This window comes from Streptomyces sp. 4N124 (assembly GCF_052245395.1).
GTDB lineage: Bacteria > Actinomycetota > Actinomycetes > Streptomycetales > Streptomycetaceae > Streptomyces.
The window spans coordinates 209,620-227,756 of record NZ_JBQQBS010000006.1 but is presented as its reverse complement, the minus strand read 5'-3'; the positions used below and the strand labels follow the sequence as shown (position 1 = coordinate 227,756).

The 18,137-nt window shown below is 69.8% G+C and carries 15 protein-coding genes; 9 read left to right on the top strand and 6 right to left on the bottom strand.

Features of this window, described 5'->3' with window-relative positions; translation table 11 throughout:
- Positions 1-117: 117 nt before the first annotated feature.
- Positions 118-906, bottom strand: a complete 789-nt coding sequence (locus ACTWQO_RS08740) for a DUF4190 domain-containing protein (protein WP_443236620.1) — start codon at positions 904-906, stop codon at positions 118-120.
- Between the two features lie 23 nt (positions 907-929).
- On the opposite strand from ACTWQO_RS08740, the gene ACTWQO_RS08735 reads away from it, so the two are divergent.
- Together ACTWQO_RS08735 and ACTWQO_RS08730 are read left to right on the top strand one after the other, a co-directional pair.
- Entirely contained in the window at positions 930-2,117 is a 1,188-nt protein-coding gene (locus ACTWQO_RS08735; RefSeq protein ID WP_443236619.1) for an adenosine deaminase, read from the top strand.
- A 20-nt stretch (positions 2,118-2,137) separates the two neighbouring features.
- Entirely contained in the window at positions 2,138-2,881 is a 744-nt protein-coding gene (locus ACTWQO_RS08730; RefSeq protein ID WP_443236618.1) for a glycerophosphodiester phosphodiesterase, read from the top strand.
- Here the strand turns inward: ACTWQO_RS08730 and ACTWQO_RS08725 are convergent.
- Positions 2,826-4,499 carry a sigma-70 family RNA polymerase sigma factor gene (locus ACTWQO_RS08725; RefSeq protein WP_443236617.1) on the bottom strand — a complete coding sequence of 558 codons (1,674 nt, stop codon included), beginning with the start codon at positions 4,497-4,499 and terminating at the stop codon, positions 2,826-2,828. The two genes, ACTWQO_RS08730 and ACTWQO_RS08725, sit on opposite strands and share 56 nt — an antisense overlap.
- 267 nt (positions 4,500-4,766) lie before the next feature.
- On the opposite strand from ACTWQO_RS08725, the gene ACTWQO_RS08720 reads away from it, so the two are divergent.
- The 4 genes from ACTWQO_RS08720 to ACTWQO_RS08705 all read left to right on the top strand — a co-directional run bounded on the left by ACTWQO_RS08720 (position 4,767) and on the right by ACTWQO_RS08705 (position 9,487).
- A complete protein-coding gene (locus ACTWQO_RS08720; RefSeq protein WP_443236616.1) occupies positions 4,767-5,936 on the top strand; it encodes a serine hydrolase domain-containing protein in 1,170 nt (389 codons plus the stop codon).
- 36 nt (positions 5,937-5,972) lie between these two features.
- Positions 5,973-7,988: an FAD-dependent oxidoreductase gene (locus ACTWQO_RS08715; protein WP_443236615.1), complete on the top strand. Its 2,016-nt coding sequence runs from the start codon at positions 5,973-5,975 to the stop codon at positions 7,986-7,988.
- A 104-nt stretch (positions 7,989-8,092) separates the two neighbouring features.
- Complete coding sequence (locus ACTWQO_RS08710; protein ID WP_443236614.1) at positions 8,093-8,638, top strand: PadR family transcriptional regulator; 546 nt, start codon at positions 8,093-8,095, stop codon at positions 8,636-8,638.
- Positions 8,639-8,833: 195 nt separating this feature from the next.
- Positions 8,834-9,487 carry a LuxR C-terminal-related transcriptional regulator gene (locus tag ACTWQO_RS08705; RefSeq protein ID WP_443236613.1) on the top strand — a complete coding sequence of 218 codons (654 nt, stop codon included), beginning with the start codon at positions 8,834-8,836 and terminating at the stop codon, positions 9,485-9,487.
- 42 nt (positions 9,488-9,529) lie between these two features.
- Here ACTWQO_RS08705 and ACTWQO_RS08700 read toward each other — a convergent pair whose 3' ends face one another.
- The gene (locus ACTWQO_RS08700) at positions 9,530-10,369 is read right to left on the bottom strand and encodes a GntR family transcriptional regulator (protein ID WP_443236664.1); all 840 of its coding nucleotides are present in this window, start codon (positions 10,367-10,369) and stop codon (positions 9,530-9,532) included.
- A gap of 258 nt (positions 10,370-10,627) precedes the next feature.
- On the opposite strand from ACTWQO_RS08700, the gene ACTWQO_RS08695 reads away from it, so the two are divergent.
- A complete protein-coding gene (locus tag ACTWQO_RS08695) occupies positions 10,628-12,043 on the top strand; it encodes a cellulose binding domain-containing protein (protein WP_443236612.1) in 1,416 nt (471 codons plus the stop codon).
- Between the two features lie 101 nt (positions 12,044-12,144).
- Here ACTWQO_RS08695 and ACTWQO_RS08690 read toward each other — a convergent pair whose 3' ends face one another.
- The 3 genes from ACTWQO_RS08690 to ACTWQO_RS08680 form a co-directional block, all read right to left on the bottom strand.
- Positions 12,145-13,185 carry a glycoside hydrolase family 5 protein gene (locus tag ACTWQO_RS08690; protein ID WP_443236611.1) on the bottom strand — a complete coding sequence of 347 codons (1,041 nt, stop codon included), beginning with the start codon at positions 13,183-13,185 and terminating at the stop codon, positions 12,145-12,147.
- A 169-nt stretch (positions 13,186-13,354) separates the two neighbouring features.
- Positions 13,355-14,545, bottom strand: a complete 1,191-nt coding sequence (locus ACTWQO_RS08685; RefSeq protein WP_443236610.1) for an extracellular solute-binding protein — start codon at positions 14,543-14,545, stop codon at positions 13,355-13,357.
- An 82-nt stretch (positions 14,546-14,627) separates the two neighbouring features.
- Positions 14,628-16,067 (bottom strand): gamma-aminobutyraldehyde dehydrogenase, encoded by a 1,440-nt coding sequence (locus ACTWQO_RS08680; RefSeq protein WP_443236609.1) that lies wholly within the window; start codon positions 16,065-16,067, stop codon positions 14,628-14,630.
- 168 nt (positions 16,068-16,235) lie between these two features.
- On the opposite strand from ACTWQO_RS08680, the gene ACTWQO_RS08675 reads away from it, so the two are divergent.
- Entirely contained in the window at positions 16,236-16,733 is a 498-nt protein-coding gene (locus tag ACTWQO_RS08675; RefSeq protein ID WP_301984594.1) for an Lrp/AsnC family transcriptional regulator, read from the top strand.
- 19 nt (positions 16,734-16,752) lie between these two features.
- On the top strand, positions 16,753-18,117 hold the full coding sequence (locus tag ACTWQO_RS08670) for an aspartate aminotransferase family protein (protein WP_443236608.1): 1,365 nt from the start codon (positions 16,753-16,755) through the stop codon (positions 18,115-18,117).
- Positions 18,118-18,137: the final 20 nt, after the last annotated feature.

Sequence of the window (18,137 nt, the reverse complement as noted above, 5' to 3'; positions counted from 1 at the left end):
GTCGAGTCGACAGGGGAAAGGCGGGACGGATTGTCAGTGGACGTCCGAGGGCGGCAACCCGGAAGGCGACGACGCCGGGAACGACGCCCCAGAAACCGGACGTCGGATCGGGTGCTGTCAGAGGGAGAACACCAGGAAAATCATGCCGAGGCCCAGTGCGATGCCGACCGCACCGCAGATGATGCCGGCCAGGGCGTGGCCCCCGTTCGTGGCCTCGCCCTTGCGGGCCTTGCCGCGGCCGAGCACGCCGAAGATCACGGCGAGGATGCCGAGGACGATGGCCAGCGGCCACAGACAGAAGACGACGGCCGCGCAGATGCCGAGCACGAGGCTCGCCGTGCCCATCCCGTTGGCCGGCGCGGGCTGCATACCGGGCCAGCCGTAGTAGCCCGCGCCGGGCGGGGACGGGTAGCCGGGACCGGCGGGGTAGCCGGGGCCGGCCTGGTAGCCCGCGCCGGTCGGGGGCGGGTAGCCCTGACCGGCCGGGTAGCCGTAACCCACCGGGTAGCTGGGGCCCGCCGGATAGCCGTACGCGACCTGACCGGGGCCGTCGGGGGCCATGGGCGGCGGGGGAACGGGCTCGCCGTGGGCGGGCGGTGCGGGTGGGGCGAAGGGGTTGCCCATCGAGGGGACCGACGTCACTGTCTGCTGATCGTGGACGGAGGGGCCGGGGCCAGTGTCGTCCGCCGGCGGAGCCCACGGGTTCGGCTCGGGACGGGCATCGGCAGGGACACTCGCCGGGTCCGTCTTCCTCAGGTCGACCTCGGACTCCGCACCCTCGGCCAGCGGCACCTCCGTCGCGTCGGCCGCTGCCGCGCCCGGTGCTGCCGCCGCGTCGCCGGGCGGCGTCGGCCAGAGTGCTGCGGCGTTGTCACGCGCTTCCGGCGTCTGCGCGTCGTCGGACATGCGCGGGGTCCCCTCTGTCGTGCGTGCCGTCATGCTACGGCCCGTGCCATGGCGGCAGGGGTCCGGCCTACGATGATCCCCGAGTCATCGATCAGCCGATCACCCGCGTCCCGCCGGACACCGGCCGGGGACGCCGTTCCCGGGGAGGAACCTTGACCCAGTACGTCGCCGCAAGCGCCCCGCGCGACCTGCATGCCTTCATCGCCGGACTGCCCAAGGCCGAACTGCATGTGCATCACGTCGGCTCCGCCTCCCCCCGGATCGTCTCGGAACTGGCCGCCCGCCACCCCGACTCCAAGGTGCCCACGGATCCCGAGGCCCTGGTCGACTACTTCACCTTCACGGACTTCGCCCACTTCATCGAGGTGTACCTGTCCGTCGTCGACCTGATCCGCACGCCGGAGGACGTACGTCTGCTGACGTACGAGGTGGCCCGTGACATGGCCCGGCAGCAGGTGCGCTACGCGGAGCTGACCATCACGCCGTACTCCTCGACCCGGCGCAACATCGACGAGGGCGCCTTCATGGACGCCATCGAGGACGCCCGCAAGGCCGCGGAGGCCGACTTCGGGACCGTACTGCGCTGGTGCTTCGACATTCCCGGCGAGGCGGGCCTGGAGGCGGCGGAGGAGACTACGCGGCTGGCCACCGACGACCGGCTGCGCCCCGAGGGGCTGGTGTCGTTCGGGCTCGGCGGGCCCGAAATCGGCGTGCCGAGGCCGCAGTTCAAGCCGTTCTTCGACCGCGCGCTGGCCGCCGGGCTGCGGTCGGTGCCGCACGCCGGTGAGACGACCGGTCCGGAGACGGTGTGGGACGCCCTCACCGAGCTGCGTGCCGAGCGCATCGGGCACGGCACCAGTTCCGCCAAGGACGCGAAGCTGCTCGCGCACCTGGCCGAGCACCGCATCGCGCTGGAGGTGTGCCCGACCTCCAACATCGCCACCCGCGCGGTCCGCACCCTCGACGAGCACCCCATAAAGGAGTTCGTGCGGTCCGGCGTCCTGGTCACCATCAACTCCGACGACCCACCGATGTTCGGCACCGACCTCAACAACGAGTACGCGGTCGCCGCCAGGCTCCTCGAACTCGACGAGCGCGGCCTCGCCGACCTCGCGAAGAACGCGGTCGAGGTGTCCTTCCTGGACGAGCCCGGCAAGACCCGTATCAAGGACGAGATCGACACCTACACCTCGACCTGGCTCGCGCCTTGACCTCCACCACAATGAGGCCCATGCAGAACGTGACCGCCGTGGCCCACCGCGGCGACCCCTACCGGCTCCGCGAGAACACGCTCGGCTCGCTGCGTTCCGCGCTCAGACAGGGCGCGGACGCGGTCGAGATCGATGTACGGCTCACCCGGGACGGCGTGCCCGTGCTGCTGCACGACGACTCGCTCAAGCGGTTGTGGGAGCACGACCGGCCGCTGAGCTCGCTGTCGGCGGCCGAGGTGCACGGGCTCACGGACGGCGGGGTGCCGACGCTGGCGGAGGCCCTCTCCGCCACCGACGGCCACCGGGTCATGCTCGACCTGCCCGGCGGGCCGAGTGCCAAGGCGGTCCGCCGGGTCGTGGGCGTCGTACGGGAGTCGGGGGCGGCCGACCGCGTGTACTACTGCGCCGACGCCGGCGCCATGCTCGACGTGCGCGCCGCCGACCCGGCCGCCGAGATCGCGCTGACCTGGACGACGCTGGCGCCGGCCCGGCCCGCGCTGCTGGACGCGGTACGGCCGCGGTGGCTCAACTACCGCTTCCCGCTGGTCGACCGCGGCCTCGCCGCCCGCCTCCACGCGGACGGCTATCTGGTCTCCGTCTGGACGCCCGACACCCGCCGCTCCATGCGCCGGCTCGTCGACATCGGCGTCGACTCGATCACGACGAACCGCATCGACGCGCTGTGCACCCTGCGCGGCCCCAGGGGCACTACACGCGCGAACGCTGAGCCACTGTCGCCGGATCGGCCGGGGTCGCTCGCGTGACGTACTGCGGTACGGGAGCGGTGTCCTTGCCGTTGTCGCGGACCAGGCCGTAGCGGATGGCGCCCTGGTCGGGGCCGTTCTGGATGTCCTCGGTGACCTTGTCCCAGCTGGACGGGAAGACGGTCAGGCCGTAGGAGGCGCCGCGTTCGTTGACGTTGAGGGTGACGGTTCCGTCGACGTAGAAGAACTCGTTCTGCCACATCTGCTGGGTGCCGTCCGGGAGGACGGTGTAGCCGGTTTCCGGGCTTCCCATGCCCGTGGCCGCGCCGTCGGCACTGCCGTCCAAGGGGTCGTCCATACGACGGCTGCCGCCGGAGGCAACGTGGAAGATCTTGCCCTTCAGACCGGTCCAGGTCGGCATGGTCATCCCACCGGCCCGGTCGTGCGGGGCGATCTGCCAGCGCACCAGGACGTAGCCCTGGCCGCTCAGCGTCACGCTCTCTCCGCGGTGCTGCATCACGGTCCTCGGTCCGCCACTGCTGGTGATCCCGGATTCGGGGCGGCGCGGCAGCGCGCCCGGCGGGGTGTTCCGGTCGGGTGCCGTGTCGACGGCGTCGACGACTGTGCCGTACAGGTCGACGTTCTGTGTCTTCGTCGGGGACGGTGAGGGTGACGGCGTGGGCGAGGCGGGCGCGGAGGGGGACGGCGGGCGGGCCGTGCTCGCCGCGGTCGGGGCCGCCGCGCGCGGGGGCGGGTCGGCCGGGGGCTGGGTGACAACGTACGCGCCGCCCGCCACGATGCTCGCGCCGGCCGTCATCGCGACGGCGGGCTTGGTCAGCGCGCCCAGCACCTTCGCGGACCAGCCGACGGAGGTGGCGGCCACGGCCGTCTTGCCGCCGAAGGCCAGCGACAGGGTGAAGCCGACCGGGAGTGGCACGAGCGCGATCCCGACGAGGAGCCGCTCGGCCGGTACGACGGCCTGGCGGGCGTCGCCGCAGTAGCCGCAGCCGCGGACGTGCCGGGCCAGCCGCTTGCGCCAGACGGAGTCGGGGCGGCCGTTCCAGCGGGCCGTCACCTCGCGCAGTTCGGGGCAGGCGCCATCCAGGGCGCGCACGATGCCGCGCGCGGTCTCCAGGCGTTCCTTCAGCCGCTGGACGCGGACGGCGGCATGCTGGCGGCTGATGCCGGCGGCCGAGGCCAGCTCACGCCGGGTGAGTTCGCCGGCGACCTCCAGCCACCACAGCGACAGCAACTGCCGGTCCTCGTCGTCGAGCCAGCGCACCGCCTCCGCGACCTCGCGCCGCTGGCCCTCCAACTGGAGCCGCAGAACGGTGAGTTCGGCGAAGTCGGTGGCCTCGTGCGCGGCGGACTCGTCCAGCCGGTCGGGCTGCTTGCGGCGTGCCCGGTCCCGTATCTGCCGCATGGCGATCGCCACCAGCCAGGACCGGAAGCTGTCCGGGTCGCGCAGCGAGCCGAGGTTGTCGACGGCCCGCAGCATCGTCTCCTGGACGACGTCGTCGACATCGGCATGACCGTTCAGGGCGCGGCCGACGATGTTGTAGACCAGCGGCAGCCAGCCCGCGACCAGCTCGTCCAGCGCCTGCCGGTCACCGGCCTGCGCCGCCGCGATGGTGGATCGCCACTGCCGCCCTTCCACACTCGTCCTCTCCTGTGTCATTCCGTGTCCGTACGCACCTTCTCAGCCGTGACTGTGTGGCTCGCCATGAGGAAGATCACAGATACGGAGACGGGGTGAAGGCGGCCTCGATAACAGTTTTTCGGTGCCGGTGCCGGTCCCGTAGGGGCGATCCCTGGCAACTCCATTGCCGGCGGCGGGGGTTGCTCGGGGTTCCACCAGGGTGGGTGCCCTCCTCGGTGACGATTCGGGCACCGTCGTACGCGCAGAGGATCATCACAAACACCCCGCCTCCCCCAGGAGCAGCCCATGCGCACCTCTGTCCTCGCCGCCTGTGTCGCCGTCGCGCTGACCGCCGGCCCCCTGGCGGCGCCCGCGTTGGCAGCGCCGTCGTCGGCCTCCGCCCGCGCCACGGCGGGCCCGGACGCGGAGGCCCTGTGCGCCGCGATCGCCGGGCTTCCGGACGAGGACGCGACGGCGGCCCTGGTCCGGGTCGGCGGCACCGACGGCAGCTGGCACGGCAGCTCGGGCGTGCGGGACCTGGTCAGCGGGCGGGCGGCGGATCCGGACGCGCGGTTCCGGGCCGGTTCGACGACGAAGGTGGTGACGGCGGCCGTGGTCCTGCACCTCGCGGCGGAACGCAGGGTCGACCTGAACCGGCCGGTGCAGCACTACCTCCCCGGCCTGTTGAGCAACCGCTTCGAGCCGATCACGGTGCGGCAGCTGCTGAACCACACCAGCGGCATCCAATACGGCGACGCCCTCGGCGACACCCTGGAGGAGGTGTACGAGCACCGCTTCGACACGCTGCCGCCGCGGCAGGTGGTGGCGTCGGCGGTGGCGAAGGGGCCGGAGTTCCGCCCCGGGAAGCGGCAGCACTACCTCAACATCAACTACACGGTGCTCGGGATGCTGATCGAGAAGGTGACCGGACACTCGTACGCCACCGAGGCCACCCGTCGTGTGCTGCACCCCGCAGGAATGTGGGACACGTACTTTCCCGGCACCGATCCGCGCATCCTCGGCCCGCACAACCGCGGCTACCAGAGGATGAAGCAGCCGGACGGGACGACCCGGCTGGTCGACGTCACCGAGTGGAACCAGGCGGACCGCTGGGCGGCCGGCGACATGATCTCCACGACCGCCGACCTGGAGCGGCTGATCAACACGCTCTTCCGGGGCCGGATCGTGCCCCAGCCGCAGCTGCGGGAGATGTTCACGGTGCCGCGCGTCAAGGACGCGACGATGAGCGCGGGGCTCCAGCGGTTCGCGTACGAGGGGAAGGTCTACTGGATCAAGTCGGGCGCCCGGTACGGCTACAGCACGGCGATCGGCGCGACCCGCGACCTCGACCGGACGGTGGTCTACTCGCTCAACGACACGAACGCCAAGGACCAGGCGATGAACCCGGTCGCGGAGCGGATCGTAGGGGCGGCCCTCAAGCAGGGCGTGAGTGGGCGAGGCCACTTGTGCAACTAGTTGCATAATCGGCGGACCGTCCTCTACAACAGTCGAATGAGCCGTTACCCGCATCTGCTGACCCCCCTCGACCTGGGCTTCACCACCCTCCCCAACCGCGTGCTCATGGGCTCCATGCACGTCGGTCTGGAGGAGGCGGAGCGCGGTTTCGAGCGGATGGCCGCCTTCTACGCCGCCCGCGCCCGGGGCGGGGTCGGACTGATCGTCACCGGAGGCATCGCGCCCAACGAGGAGGGCCGGCCGTACGAGGGCGGCGCGAAGCTGACCACCGACGCCGAGGCGGAGCAGCACACGGTCATCACCGAGGCCGTGCACCGCGAGGGCGGGCGGATCGCGATGCAGATCCTGCACTTCGGCCGGTACGCCTACCACCAGGACCTCGTCGCCCCGAGTCCGCTCCAGGCGCCCATCAGCCCCTTCCCGCCGCGCGAACTCAGCGACGAGGACGTGGAGCGGACGATCGACGACTACGCGCGCGCCGCCCGTCTCGCCCGGCAGGCCGGGTACGACGGGGTCGAGATCATGGGCTCCGAGGGCTATCTGATCAACGAGTTCATCGCGGCCCAGACCAACCAGCGCACCGACCGCTGGGGCGGCTCGTACGAGAACCGGATGCGGTTCCCCGTGGAGATCGTGCGGCGGGTGCGGGAGGCGGTCGGCCAGGACTTCATCGTCATCTACCGGCTGTCGATGCTGGACCTGGTGCCGGGCGGTTCGACGCACGACGAGGTGGTCACGCTCGCCAAGGCGGTCGAGGCGGCCGGCGCGACGATCATCAACACCGGCATCGGCTGGCACGAGGCCCGTATCCCCACGATCGCCACGTCCGTGCCGCGCGGCGCGTACACCTGGGTCACCAAGCGGCTCATGGGCGAGGTCTCGGTGCCTCTCGTCACCACCAACCGCATCAACACCCCTGAACTGGCGGAGGAGTTGCTCGCCGACGGCTGCGCCGACATGGTGTCGATGGCCCGGCCGATGCTCGCCGACGCGGAGTTCGTGAACAAGGCGGCCGAGGGCCGCCCCGAGGCGATCAACACCTGCATCGGCTGCAACCAGGCCTGCCTCGACCACACCTTCAGCGGGCAGATCACCTCCTGCCTGGTCAACCCGCGCGCCTGCCACGAGACCGAGCTGGTGCTCTCCCCGACCCGGCTGCGCAAACGGGTCGCGGTCGTCGGCGCCGGGCCCGCCGGACTCGCCTGCGCGGTGAGCGCCGCCGAGCGCGGCCACGAGGTGACGCTGTACGACGCGGCGAGCGAGGTCGGCGGCCAGCTCAACGTGGCCAGCAAGGTCCCGGGCAAGCAGGAGTTCGACGAGACGCTGCGCTACTTCCGCCACCAACTCGACGCGCACGGTGTCGACGTACGCCTGAACACCCGGGTCTGTGCGGACGATCTGCCCGGCTACGACGAGGTCGTCGTCGCCACCGGCGTCACCCCCCGCACCCCCGACATCCCCGGCGTCGACCACCCGAGCGTCGTGGGCTATCTCGACGTCCTGCGCGACGGTGCCCCCGTCGGCGACCGCGTCGCGGTCCTCGGCGCGGGCGGCATCGGCTTCGACGTCGCCGAATACCTCACCGACGGCGGCGACAAGGCGAGCGAGGACCCGGCGACGTACTTCCGTCACTGGGGCGTCGACATGACGTACGAAGGCCCCGGCGGCCTCACCGCCCCCGAGCGCCCCGCCCCGCCCCGCACGGTCCACCTGCTCCAGCGCAAGACGTCCAAGGTCGGCGCGGGCCTCGGCAAGACCACCGGCTGGATCCACCGCACCGAGCTCAAGCACCGCGGCGTCCGCATGGTCCCGGGCGTGCGCTACGACCGGATCGACGACGCCGGACTGCATGTGACGGTCGGCGACACCAGCACGGTCCTGGAGGTCGACACGATCGTGCTGTGCACGGGGCAGGAGCCACGCCGCGATCTGTACGAGGAGTTGGTGGCCGCGGGCCGGAGCGCGCACCTGATCGGCGGCGCCGACGTGGCCGCCGAACTGGACGCCAAGCGGGCGATCAAGCAGGGTACGGAGGTCGCGGCATCGCTCTAGCTCCGCCGGGGCGCCGGTTATCTGTCCGCGGGTCCGTTGCGGCTGGTCGCGCAGTTCCCCGCGCCCCTCACGGGGCGCTGCTGCACCGTTCCTAGGATGTGCCCATGTCCCTGCCGCACGCGATCCTGACCGCCCTGCTGGAGAAGCCGTCCTCGGGGCTGGAGCTGACCCGGCGGTTCGACCGGTCGATCGGCTACTTCTGGTCGGCGACGCACCAGCAGATCTATCGCGAACTGGGGAAACTCGAGGCCGAGGGCTCGATCAGGGCCCTGCCCACCGCGCAGCCGGCCCGCGGGCAGAAGAAGAGTTATGAGGTGCTGCCCGCCGGCCGCGCCGAACTGGCCCGCTGGACGGCCGCCGCCCAGGACCCCAAGCCGCACCGGGACGCCCTGTTGCTGCGGCTGCGCGCGGCGGCCGTGGTCGGCACGGCGGGTCTTGAGGCCGATCTGCGCCGCCATCTGGAGCTGCACCGGCGGCAGTTGGCCGAGTACGAGGAGATCGAGCAGCGCGATTTCCCGCCCGGCAAGGACGGCCCCGAGGACCGGCTGCGGCATCTGGTGCTGCGGGCGGGCATCGACCTGGAGAGCTTCTGGACGGGCTGGCTGACGCACGCGCTGGAGGAAGTCGCCGGGATGCCGGATCACGGCTGAGCGCTCCGCTGGAATCCCCCGCCCCTTCAGGGCGTTGCAGTGACCAGCACCGCGCACGGCGTCGGGCTGTGGGGGAAGTCATAGCCGTTCGCCTACTCCAGCTTTATACGAGCTGGAGTAGCTTGATGAACGAAACAGTTTCGTTCCGATGGGCGGACAGCTCTGCTCTCCGCTTCCGTCAGGGAGAAGGCAGACATGGTCTCCGTACTCGTGGTCACCGACCAGTCTCTGCAGCGTCTCGCCCTCCGCATGCTTCTCGCCGCCGAGCCCGATCTCAGCGTCGTCGGGGAAGCGGCGAGCGCGGCCGAGGCGGTCCACCTGAGCGCCTCGCTCCGTCCCGACGTCGTCCTGGTCGACGGCAGGCCGGCCCAGGCGGACGGCATCGAGACCGTCCGGCGCCTCGCAGAGCACACGCCGCGCACCCTGGTGCTCACCCCCGCCGGTGACGAGGGGTACGCCTATACCGCCCTGCACGCCGGCGCCGACGGCTTCGTCCTCGAAGACGCCGCCCTTGACGAACTCGTCTCCGCCATCCGCGTCGTGGCCGCCGGCGACGCCGTCATCACTCCTGGCCTGACCCGCGCCCTGATCGATGCCGTCCGGCAAAAGGGCACCGTGTACCCGCTGCGTCGCGCCTCCACGGTCGACGCCCTCACCGCACGCGAACGCGACATCCTCGTCGCCGTCGCCTCGGGCCGGTCCAACGCCGAGATCGCCCAGTGGCTCTCCATCGCCCCGACCACCGTCAAAAGCCACGTCAGCCACATCCTCGCCAAGATCGGCGCCCGGGCCCGCGTCCAGGCCGTGGCCTTCGCCTATGAGTCCGGCCTGGTGCGGCCGGCCGCCTGACTCATCCGCACCGGCTGCCGGTGGCGCGCTTGCGGGAGCGGTTCACGGTGCCGACTGGATGTCCCCGCGTGTGGAGGAAGCGATGGTGTCGCGGTGGGCGAAGTCGCCCGGGGGGATGCCGGGGTGGTGTCCCAGGGCGGTCGGCGGTGCTGTGGCCGCGGGGCCGAGGGTGAGCCGGGAGACGATGCGGTAGCGGTCGCCGCGGTAGATCGAGTGGACGTATTCGACGGCCTGGCCCGTGGTGTCCGAGGTGAGCCGCTCGAAGAGCAGCGCGGGGGACAGCTCGGGCACGTCGAGCAGTTCGGCCTCCGCCCGGGTGACGACGGTCGGCTCGATCGCCTGTACGGCCTCCTGGACGTGCACGCCGTGCTGTTCGCGCAGGTGCTCGTACAGGTCGCCGGCTTCCAGTTCCTCGGCGGACAGGACGGGGACCAGGTCGGCCCTGATGTGCAGATGCTCGATGGCCATCGGGGCGCCGTCGACGAGGCGCAGCCGTGCCACGTACACGATCTCGGCGGCGGGTGAGAGGCGCAGTTTGCGGCCCACGCGCGCGCCTGCCGGGATGGTGGTGAACTCCAGCAGGCGGCTCGACCAGGTACCGGAGGCCTGAGGCACCGTCATCGCCTGCTGGGCGGAGACGAGTTCCTGGGTGATCTTCTCAGGCGCCACGAACATGCCGCGCCCGTGTTCCCGCACCAGAAGACCCGCGGCGACGAGCTCGTCGACCGCCGCGCGCAAGGTCGGGCGGGACACACCCAGTTGGGCACACAGGGAGCGCTCGGAGGGGATCGCATCCCCCGGGCGGTGTGACTCGACGAGGTCGAGGATGAAGTCGCGAACTCGCTCCCGTTTGAGCACCGCACCTGGTTCGCCGGCCTTCATGTCGTCCTCCCGCATGCACACGAGCCTCAGTTGACCAGCTGACCAGTAGTCGCCCGCAACCGTCCCCTTGGTCAGGGAAGTGTAGCCAAAACCCCGTGAAGCACGGGGGGTTGACGCCTCGATTGGTCTATGCCAACTTCGTCCCCACATCAAGAGGTGAGCTGTCCAGTGGACTCCACTGGTCAGGTCATGCGTACCGCGTCCCGCCCAGGCCGCGTTCCGGCTCGGGAAGCCCCCACCTTCTGGAGAGGAACAAGGATGAGATCCGCGAAGAACCGGCTACGTACCACCGCGGTCACCGCCGTAGCGGTGGCCATGGGCGCCACCGCCCTCACCGCCCTCCCGGCGACCGCGAGCGCGGCTGCCGACGGGCTGAGCGTCCAGTACCGTACGAGCGCCACCGGAGCCAGTGCCGACCAGGCCGAACCCTGGTTCAAGGTGAAGAACACCGGCGCCGCGAGCGTGCAGTTGAGCGGCGTCAAGGTCCGCTACTACTTCAAGGCCGACTCGGCGAGCGCGACCTACCGCTTCGCCTGTTCCTGGGCCGTCAAGGGCTGCGCGAACATCACGGGCACCTTCGGCACGCTCGCCAACCCGACCGCCACCGCCGACCGTTACCTGGAGATCGGCTTCACCTCCGGTGCCGGCTCGCTCGCCCCCGGCGCAGACACCGGCGACCTGCAGCTGCGCTTCTACCAGTCGACATGGGCGCCGCTGAACCAGAGCGACGACTACTCCTTCGGCGCCGCCCGGACGTCGTACGGCGACTGGTCCAAGGTCACGGCGCAGCTGTCCGGCGCCACCCTGTGGGGCACGGCTCCCGCGGGCAACGAACCGACGGACCCGCCGACCGATCCTCCGGCCGACGGCGCCACACTGTTCGACGACTTCAACTACAGCAGCCACAGCGACCCGAACATCTCCGCGCACGGCTGGAGCGTGCGCGCCAACTCCGGCGGTCCCGGCGTGCCCGGCGCCACCTGGGCACCCGAGAACGTCACCTTCTCCAGCAGCGGCGGCAACTCCATCATGAACCTGGAGACCTCCAGCGCCGGCACCGCGGGGAGCACCGAGCAGACCGAAATCCTCACCCGGGCGATGAAGTTCAAGAACGGCACCTACGCGGCCCGGGTCAAGTTCAGCGACACGCCCAAGTACGGCCCGGACGGCGACCACCTCGTCCAGACGTTCTTCACCATCAACGACCTCAAGGCACCGATGGCGGACGACTACGCCGAGTACGACTTCGAGTACCTGCCCAACGGCGGCTGGGGCGAGCCGTCGAACATCCTCTACACGACGTCCTGGGAGACGTACCAGCCCGACCCGTGGGTGGCGGTCAACCAGCACACCGAGAGCCGCCAGAGCTACGCCGGCTGGCACGACCTGGTGCTGACCATCGACAACAGCACCATCAAGTACTACGTCGACGGACAGCTCTTCGGCACCCATGACGCCGCGTACCTGCCGGAGCGGCCGATGTCGATCAACTTCAACCAGTGGCTGATCGACCTGGCGGGCCAGACCAGCACCACCGCCCGTGCGTACGACCAGCAGGTCGACTACGTCCTCCACGTCAAGGACCAGGTCCTCACGCCGGCGCAGGTCGCCGCACGGCTGACGGCGTACCGCAGCGCGGGCACCACGTTCGAGGACACCGTCCCCAGCAGCTGATCCCGGCGCGAGCAGTGGTCGAAAGCAGTGAGCTCCCTTCCGGGTTCGGTTGCCCCGAGGCGCCGAACCCGGAAGGTGCACCAACCGCTATCGCACCGCTGTCACTTCCTCCAGGCCCAGTGCAACCGGTCGAGACCGCTCTGGTTGTTCACCGTCAGGCTGAGGCGGGTGCCCGTGCCCTGGAGGGTGGTGAGGGAGTAGGTGTCACCGTTGCGCAGGCCGGGCCAGTAGACCGAACCCAGGCCCAGCTCCCGGATGGTGTCGGTCGCTGCCTGGATGTAGGCGACCTCGTTGGAGCCGTTGACCGGGCCGTTGTAGTCCAGGCCGGTCGTCATGGAAGCACCGAACTCGTCGAGGATCGTGCGCGAGGCGCAGTCGCCGATGCGCTCCTTGAAGTCCGCTTTCCACTGGTCGACGCTGGTCCAGTCGGTGTGCCAGAACCCGTAGTTGTGCAGGGCGATCCGGGTGCCCTTGAGGCGCGGGTCGGCGCAGACCGGCTTCACGTCCTCGCTGTACTTGTACCCGCCGATCAGCATCCGGTCGCGGGGCACATTGCGGTGGGTGGTCACCCACTTCGCCGCGATGTCGGTCCACTCCTGGGCGGTGTAGCCGAACGGCTCGTTCATCGGCTCGAAGTACACCTTGGAGTTGCGCGTGTAGGCGGAGGTGATCCGGGCCCACATCCGGTCCCAGGAGGCCTGGTCGTCGATCTTGCCGTCCTTGGCGTTGTCGGCCTCCCAGTAGCCCAGGATGACCTTGAAGCCCTTGGCGGTGGCGGCGTCGATCGCGCCCCGGTACGACTTCCAGAAGGGGCCGTTCACGGAGGTGGGATTGACCGGAAGGCGGACCGTGTTGGCGCCGAGCCCGGCGAACCCGCCGATGATCGCCCGGGACTTGGCGTAGGTCGTGGCGTAACTGTCGGAGGTGGACAGGCCCGAGGGCACGACCGCGTCGTCGGCGTAATTGTCGCGCGGGTCGGCCCAGTTGACGCCGCGGAAGTCGCTGACGGGCGGCGGGGAAGCGTGGGTGGAGGCGGCTGCGGGAGCGGCGGACGCGGGGGAGGCGAGGGCCCCGCCGAATGCCGTGACGCCGGCCAGCAACGCCCCCAGGCAAGCTGTCCCGCGACGGTTCTTTCGTGACACGACGTCCCTTTCTGGGCAGTTACGTCCGCGAAGCCCTGCAAGCAGGTCGGCGGCTCTGTGGCTCCCGCAACGTAGAAGAGACTTCGAACAAGGGTCAACACATCTGCACACCAAATTTCATCAAGAACGCAGGAGTTGACGCGGCTGAGGTCGTGGGAGTGCGTCTCCTCTACAACCCCGCGATCGCGTTCCACCGCTGCGCGAACTCGGTCCGCTCGTCCGCGGTGATGTCCCGCGCGATGGCGAGCCGCCCCCGCATCGCGGCGTCCGGGAAGATCAGCGGATCCTCGGCCAGCGCGGCGGTCTCCTCATCCTTCGACGAGGCCAGAACGTCCTGGGCGGCCGGGACGGGGCAGACGTAGTTGACCCAGGCGGCCAGCTCGGCGGCGACCTCGGGGTCGTAGTAGTAGTCGATCAGCCGCTCGGCGTTGGCCTTGTGGGCGGCCTGATTGGGGATCATCAGCGACTCCGCCCACAGCTCGGCGCCCTCCTCGGGGACGAGGAAGCGGATGTGAGGGTTGTCGGCCTGGAGCTGGATCACATCACCGGAGTACGCCTGACAGGCCAGTACGTCACCGCTGACCAGGTCCTTGGTGTAGTCGTTGCCGGTGAAGCGGCGGATCTGGCCGCTGTGGACGTACTTCTCGACCTGGTCGCACACCGTGTGGAAGTCGTCCGCCGTCCACCGCGTGATGTCGACGCCGTTGCCCTGCATCAGCAGCGCGAACGCCTCGTCGAGCCCGGACAGCAGCGTGACCCGCCCCTTCAGGTCGCTCGCCCACAGGTCGGAGACGTGCCGGAGTTCCCGACCGAGCCGACGCCGGTCGTACGCGATACCGGTGATCCCCGACTGCCACGGCACCGTGAACGTGCGGCCGGGGTCGAAGGCGGGCGAACGGAGCTGCGGATCAAGGTACTTGGTCACGTTCGGCTGCCGGGCGCGGTCCATCTCCTGCACCCAGCCGAGCCGCACGAACCGCGCGCACATCCAGTCGCTGATGACCATCAGATCGCGGCCCGTCCGCTGACGGTTCATCAGCGCGGGGCTGATCTTGCCGAAGAACTCGTCGTTGTCGTTGATCTCCTCGACGTAGTCGACGGCGATCCCCGTCCGCTTCTCGAACGCCTCCAGCGTGGGCCGCCGCGACTCGTCCGCGTCGTCCGTGTCGATGTACAGCGGCCAGTTCGCCCAGGTCAGCCGCTTGTCGCGGGCGGAGAGATCGGCACCGGCCCGGTCACCCGGCTCGACATACGCGGCGGGCACACCACACCCGGCCAGCGCCCCGAGCGCGGCGGTGCCGCCCAGGGCGCGCAGCACGGAGCGACGGGACAGCGAGGACGTCTTCGGCGTTGGGGGCATGGGCGCAGCATGCCGCAACGCCCCTCAGGGGCGCGGGGAACTGCGCGACCAGCCCCCCACACCCCCGCAGCCGAAATACGACCTACGCCTCCAGCGACGTCATCACATGCTTGATCCGCGTGTAGTCGTCAAACCCGTACGCCGAAAGATCCTTGCCATACCCCGACTTCTTGAACCCACCGTGCGGCATCTCCGCAACCAGCGGAATATGCGTGTTGATCCACACGCACCCGAAGTCCAGCGCCTTCGACATCCGCATCGCACGCGAATGATCCTTCGTCCACACGGAAGACGCCAGCGCGTACTCGACCCCGTTCGCCCACTCGACCGCCTGGTTCTCGTCGGCGAAGGACTGAACGGTGATGACCGGCCCGAAGACCTCCTTCTGGATGATCTCGTCGTCCTGCTTGACGCCGGACACGACGGTCGGCGCGAAGAAGTACCCCTTGTCGCCGACCCGCTTGCCTCCGGCCTCCACGCGCGCGTGCGCCGGCAGCCGCTCGATGAACCCAGTCACCTGCTTCAGCTGGTTCGGGTTGTTGAGGGGCCCGTACAGCACGTCCTCGTCGTCCGGCTGCCCCGTCTTCGTATCGGCCGCCGCCTTCGCCAGCGCCGCGACGAACTCGTCGTGGATCGCCTCGTGGACGAGGACGCGGCAGGCCGCCGTACAGTCCTGACCGGCGTTGAAGAAGCCCGCGACGGAGATGTCCTCGACGGCCTTGGCGATGTCGGTGTCCTCGAAGACGACGACCGGCGCCTTGCCGCCCAGCTCCAGGTGAACCCGCTTGACGTCCTTGGACGCGGACTCGGCGACCTGCATACCGGCGCGGACGGAGCCGGTGATGGAGGCCATCGCCGGGACGGGGTGCTCGACCATCATCCGGCCGGTCTCGCGGTCACCGCAGATGACGTTGAAGACGCCCTTGGGCACGATCGAGCCGATGATCTCGGCGATCAGGACCGTCGACGCCGGGGTCGTGTCGGACGGCTTCAGGACGACCGTGTTGCCCGCGGCCAGCGCCGGCGCGAACTTCCAAACAGCCATCATCATCGGGTAGTTCCACGGCGCGACCTGCGCGCAGACGCCGACCGGCTCGCGCCGGACGATCGAGGTCAGCCCCTCCATGTACTCACCGGCGGAACGGCCCTCCAGCATCCGCGCCGCGCCGGCGAAGAACCGGATCTGGTCCACCATCGGCGGGATCTCCTCGGACCGGGTGAGCCCGATCGGCTTGCCGGTGTTCTCCACCTCGGCCGCGATCAGTTCCTCCGCCCGCTCCTCGAACGCGTCCGCGATCTTCAGGAGGGCCTTCTGCCGCTCGGCCGGGGTGGTGTCGCGCCAGGCCGGGAAGGCCGCGGCGGCGGCCGCCATCGCGGCGTCGACGTCCGCCTGCCCGGACAGCGGCGCGGTCGCGTACGCCTCGCCCGTCGCGGGGTTGACCACCTCGGTGGTCCGTCCGTCGGCGGCGTCGCGGAACTCACCGTCGATGTAATTGCGCAGACGACGCAGCTCGGTGCTCACTGCCGGCCTCCTGTCAGGTCGAACTGTCCATTGACTGAGACACCCACCCTAGTCCCGCGGCCCACGTTTTCAACAGCCCAGATCGCGCCGTTTCTGCGAAATCCGCAGGTCTGGGATACGTAAACAACGAATTTCATCGCCTCGACCTTGCGGAACGGTCGAGACGTCGTGCACAGTGAGGTCGTGGCCAGTCGAAGCGCAGATCAGCGGAACGGCAATCCCCAGCTGGATGCCGTCTCCCTCGCCATCATCGAACAGCTCCAGGAAGACGGCCGCCGGCCGTACGCCGCGATCGGCAAGGCCGTCGGCCTCTCCGAGGCGGCCGTGCGTCAGCGCGTCCAGAAGCTGCTCGATCAGGGCGTGATGCAGATCGTCGCCGTCACGGACCCGCTCACCGTGGGCTTCCGCCGGCAGGCGATGGTCGGCATCCATGTCGAGGGCGACGTGGAGTCCGTGGCCGACGCGCTGACCGCCATGTCCGAATGCGAGTACGTGGTGATGACCGCAGGCTCCTTCGACCTGATGGTGGAGATCGTCTGCGAGGACGACGACCACCTCCTGGAGGTCATCAACCGACGCATCCGGGCCATCCCCGGAGTGCGCTCCACCGAGAGCTTCGTCTATCTGAAGCTCAAGAAGCAGACCTACATGTGGGGAACCCGATAACCGTGAGGACCCGATAACCGTGAGCACCAAGGACCTCAGCCAGACCGCGTACGACCACCTGTGGATGCACTTCACCCGCATGTCCTCGTACGAGAAGGCCCCCGTCCCCACGATCGTCCGGGGCGAGGGCACCTACATCTACGACGACAAGGGCAAGCGGTACCTCGACGGTCTCGCCGGTCTGTTCGTGGTCCAGGCGGGCCACGGCCGCGTGGAGCTGGCGGAGACCGCCTTCAAGCAGGCCCAGGAGCTGGCGTTCTTCCCGGTGTGGTCCTACGCCCACCCGAAGGCCATCGAGCTGGCGGAGCGCCTCGCGCACCACGCCCCCGGCGACCTGAACAAGGTCTTCTTCACCACCGGCGGCGGCGAGGCGGTGGAGACCGCCTGGAAGCTGGCCAAGCAGTACTTCAAGCTGGTCGGCAAGCCCACCAAGCACAAGGTGATCTCCCGCGCGGTCGCGTATCACGGCACCCCGCAGGGCGCCCTGTCCATCACCGGTCTGCCGGCTCTGAAGGCCCCGTTCGAGCCGCTGGTCCCGGGCGCGCACAAGGTCCCGAACACGAACATCTACCGGGCGCCGCTGTTCGGTGACGACCCGGAGGCCTTCGGCCGCTGGGCCGCCGACCAGATCGAGCAGCAGATCCTCTTCGAGGGCGCGGACACGGTCGCCGCGGTCTTCCTGGAGCCGGTGCAGAACGCGGGCGGCTGCTTCCCGCCCCCGCCCGGCTACTTCCAGCGCGTCCGCGAGATCTGCGACCAGTACGACGTACTGCTGGTCTCGGACGAGGTCATCTGCGCCTTCGGCCGCCTCGGCACGATGTTCGCCTGCGACAAGTTCGACTACGTCCCGGACATGATCACCTGCGCCAAGGGCATGACCTCGGGCTACTCCCCGATCGGCGCCTGCGTCATCTCCGACCGGCTGGCCGAGCCGTTCTACAAGGGCGACAACACCTTCCTGCACGGCTACACCTTCGGCGGCCACCCGGTGTCGGCCGCGGTCGGCCTCGCCAACCTCGACCTGTTCGAGCGCGAGGGCCTCAACCAGCACGTCCTCGACAACGAGGGCGCGTTCCGGTCGACCCTGGAGAAGCTGTACGACCTGCCGATCGTCGGCGACGTCCGCGGCAACGGCTTCTTCTACGGCATCGAGCTGGTCAAGGACAAGCACACCAAGGAGTCCTTCAACGACGAGGAGACGGAGCGCGTCCTGTACGGCTTCCTCTCCAAGGCGCTCTACGACAACGGCCTGTACTGCCGTGCCGACGACCGAGGCGACCCGGTCGTCCAGCTCGCGCCGCCGCTGATCTCCAACCAGGAGACGTTCGACGAGATCGAGCAGATCCTGCGCGCGACGCTGACGGAGGCGTGGACGAAGCTGTAAACCCCCGGCGCTGCCACGGC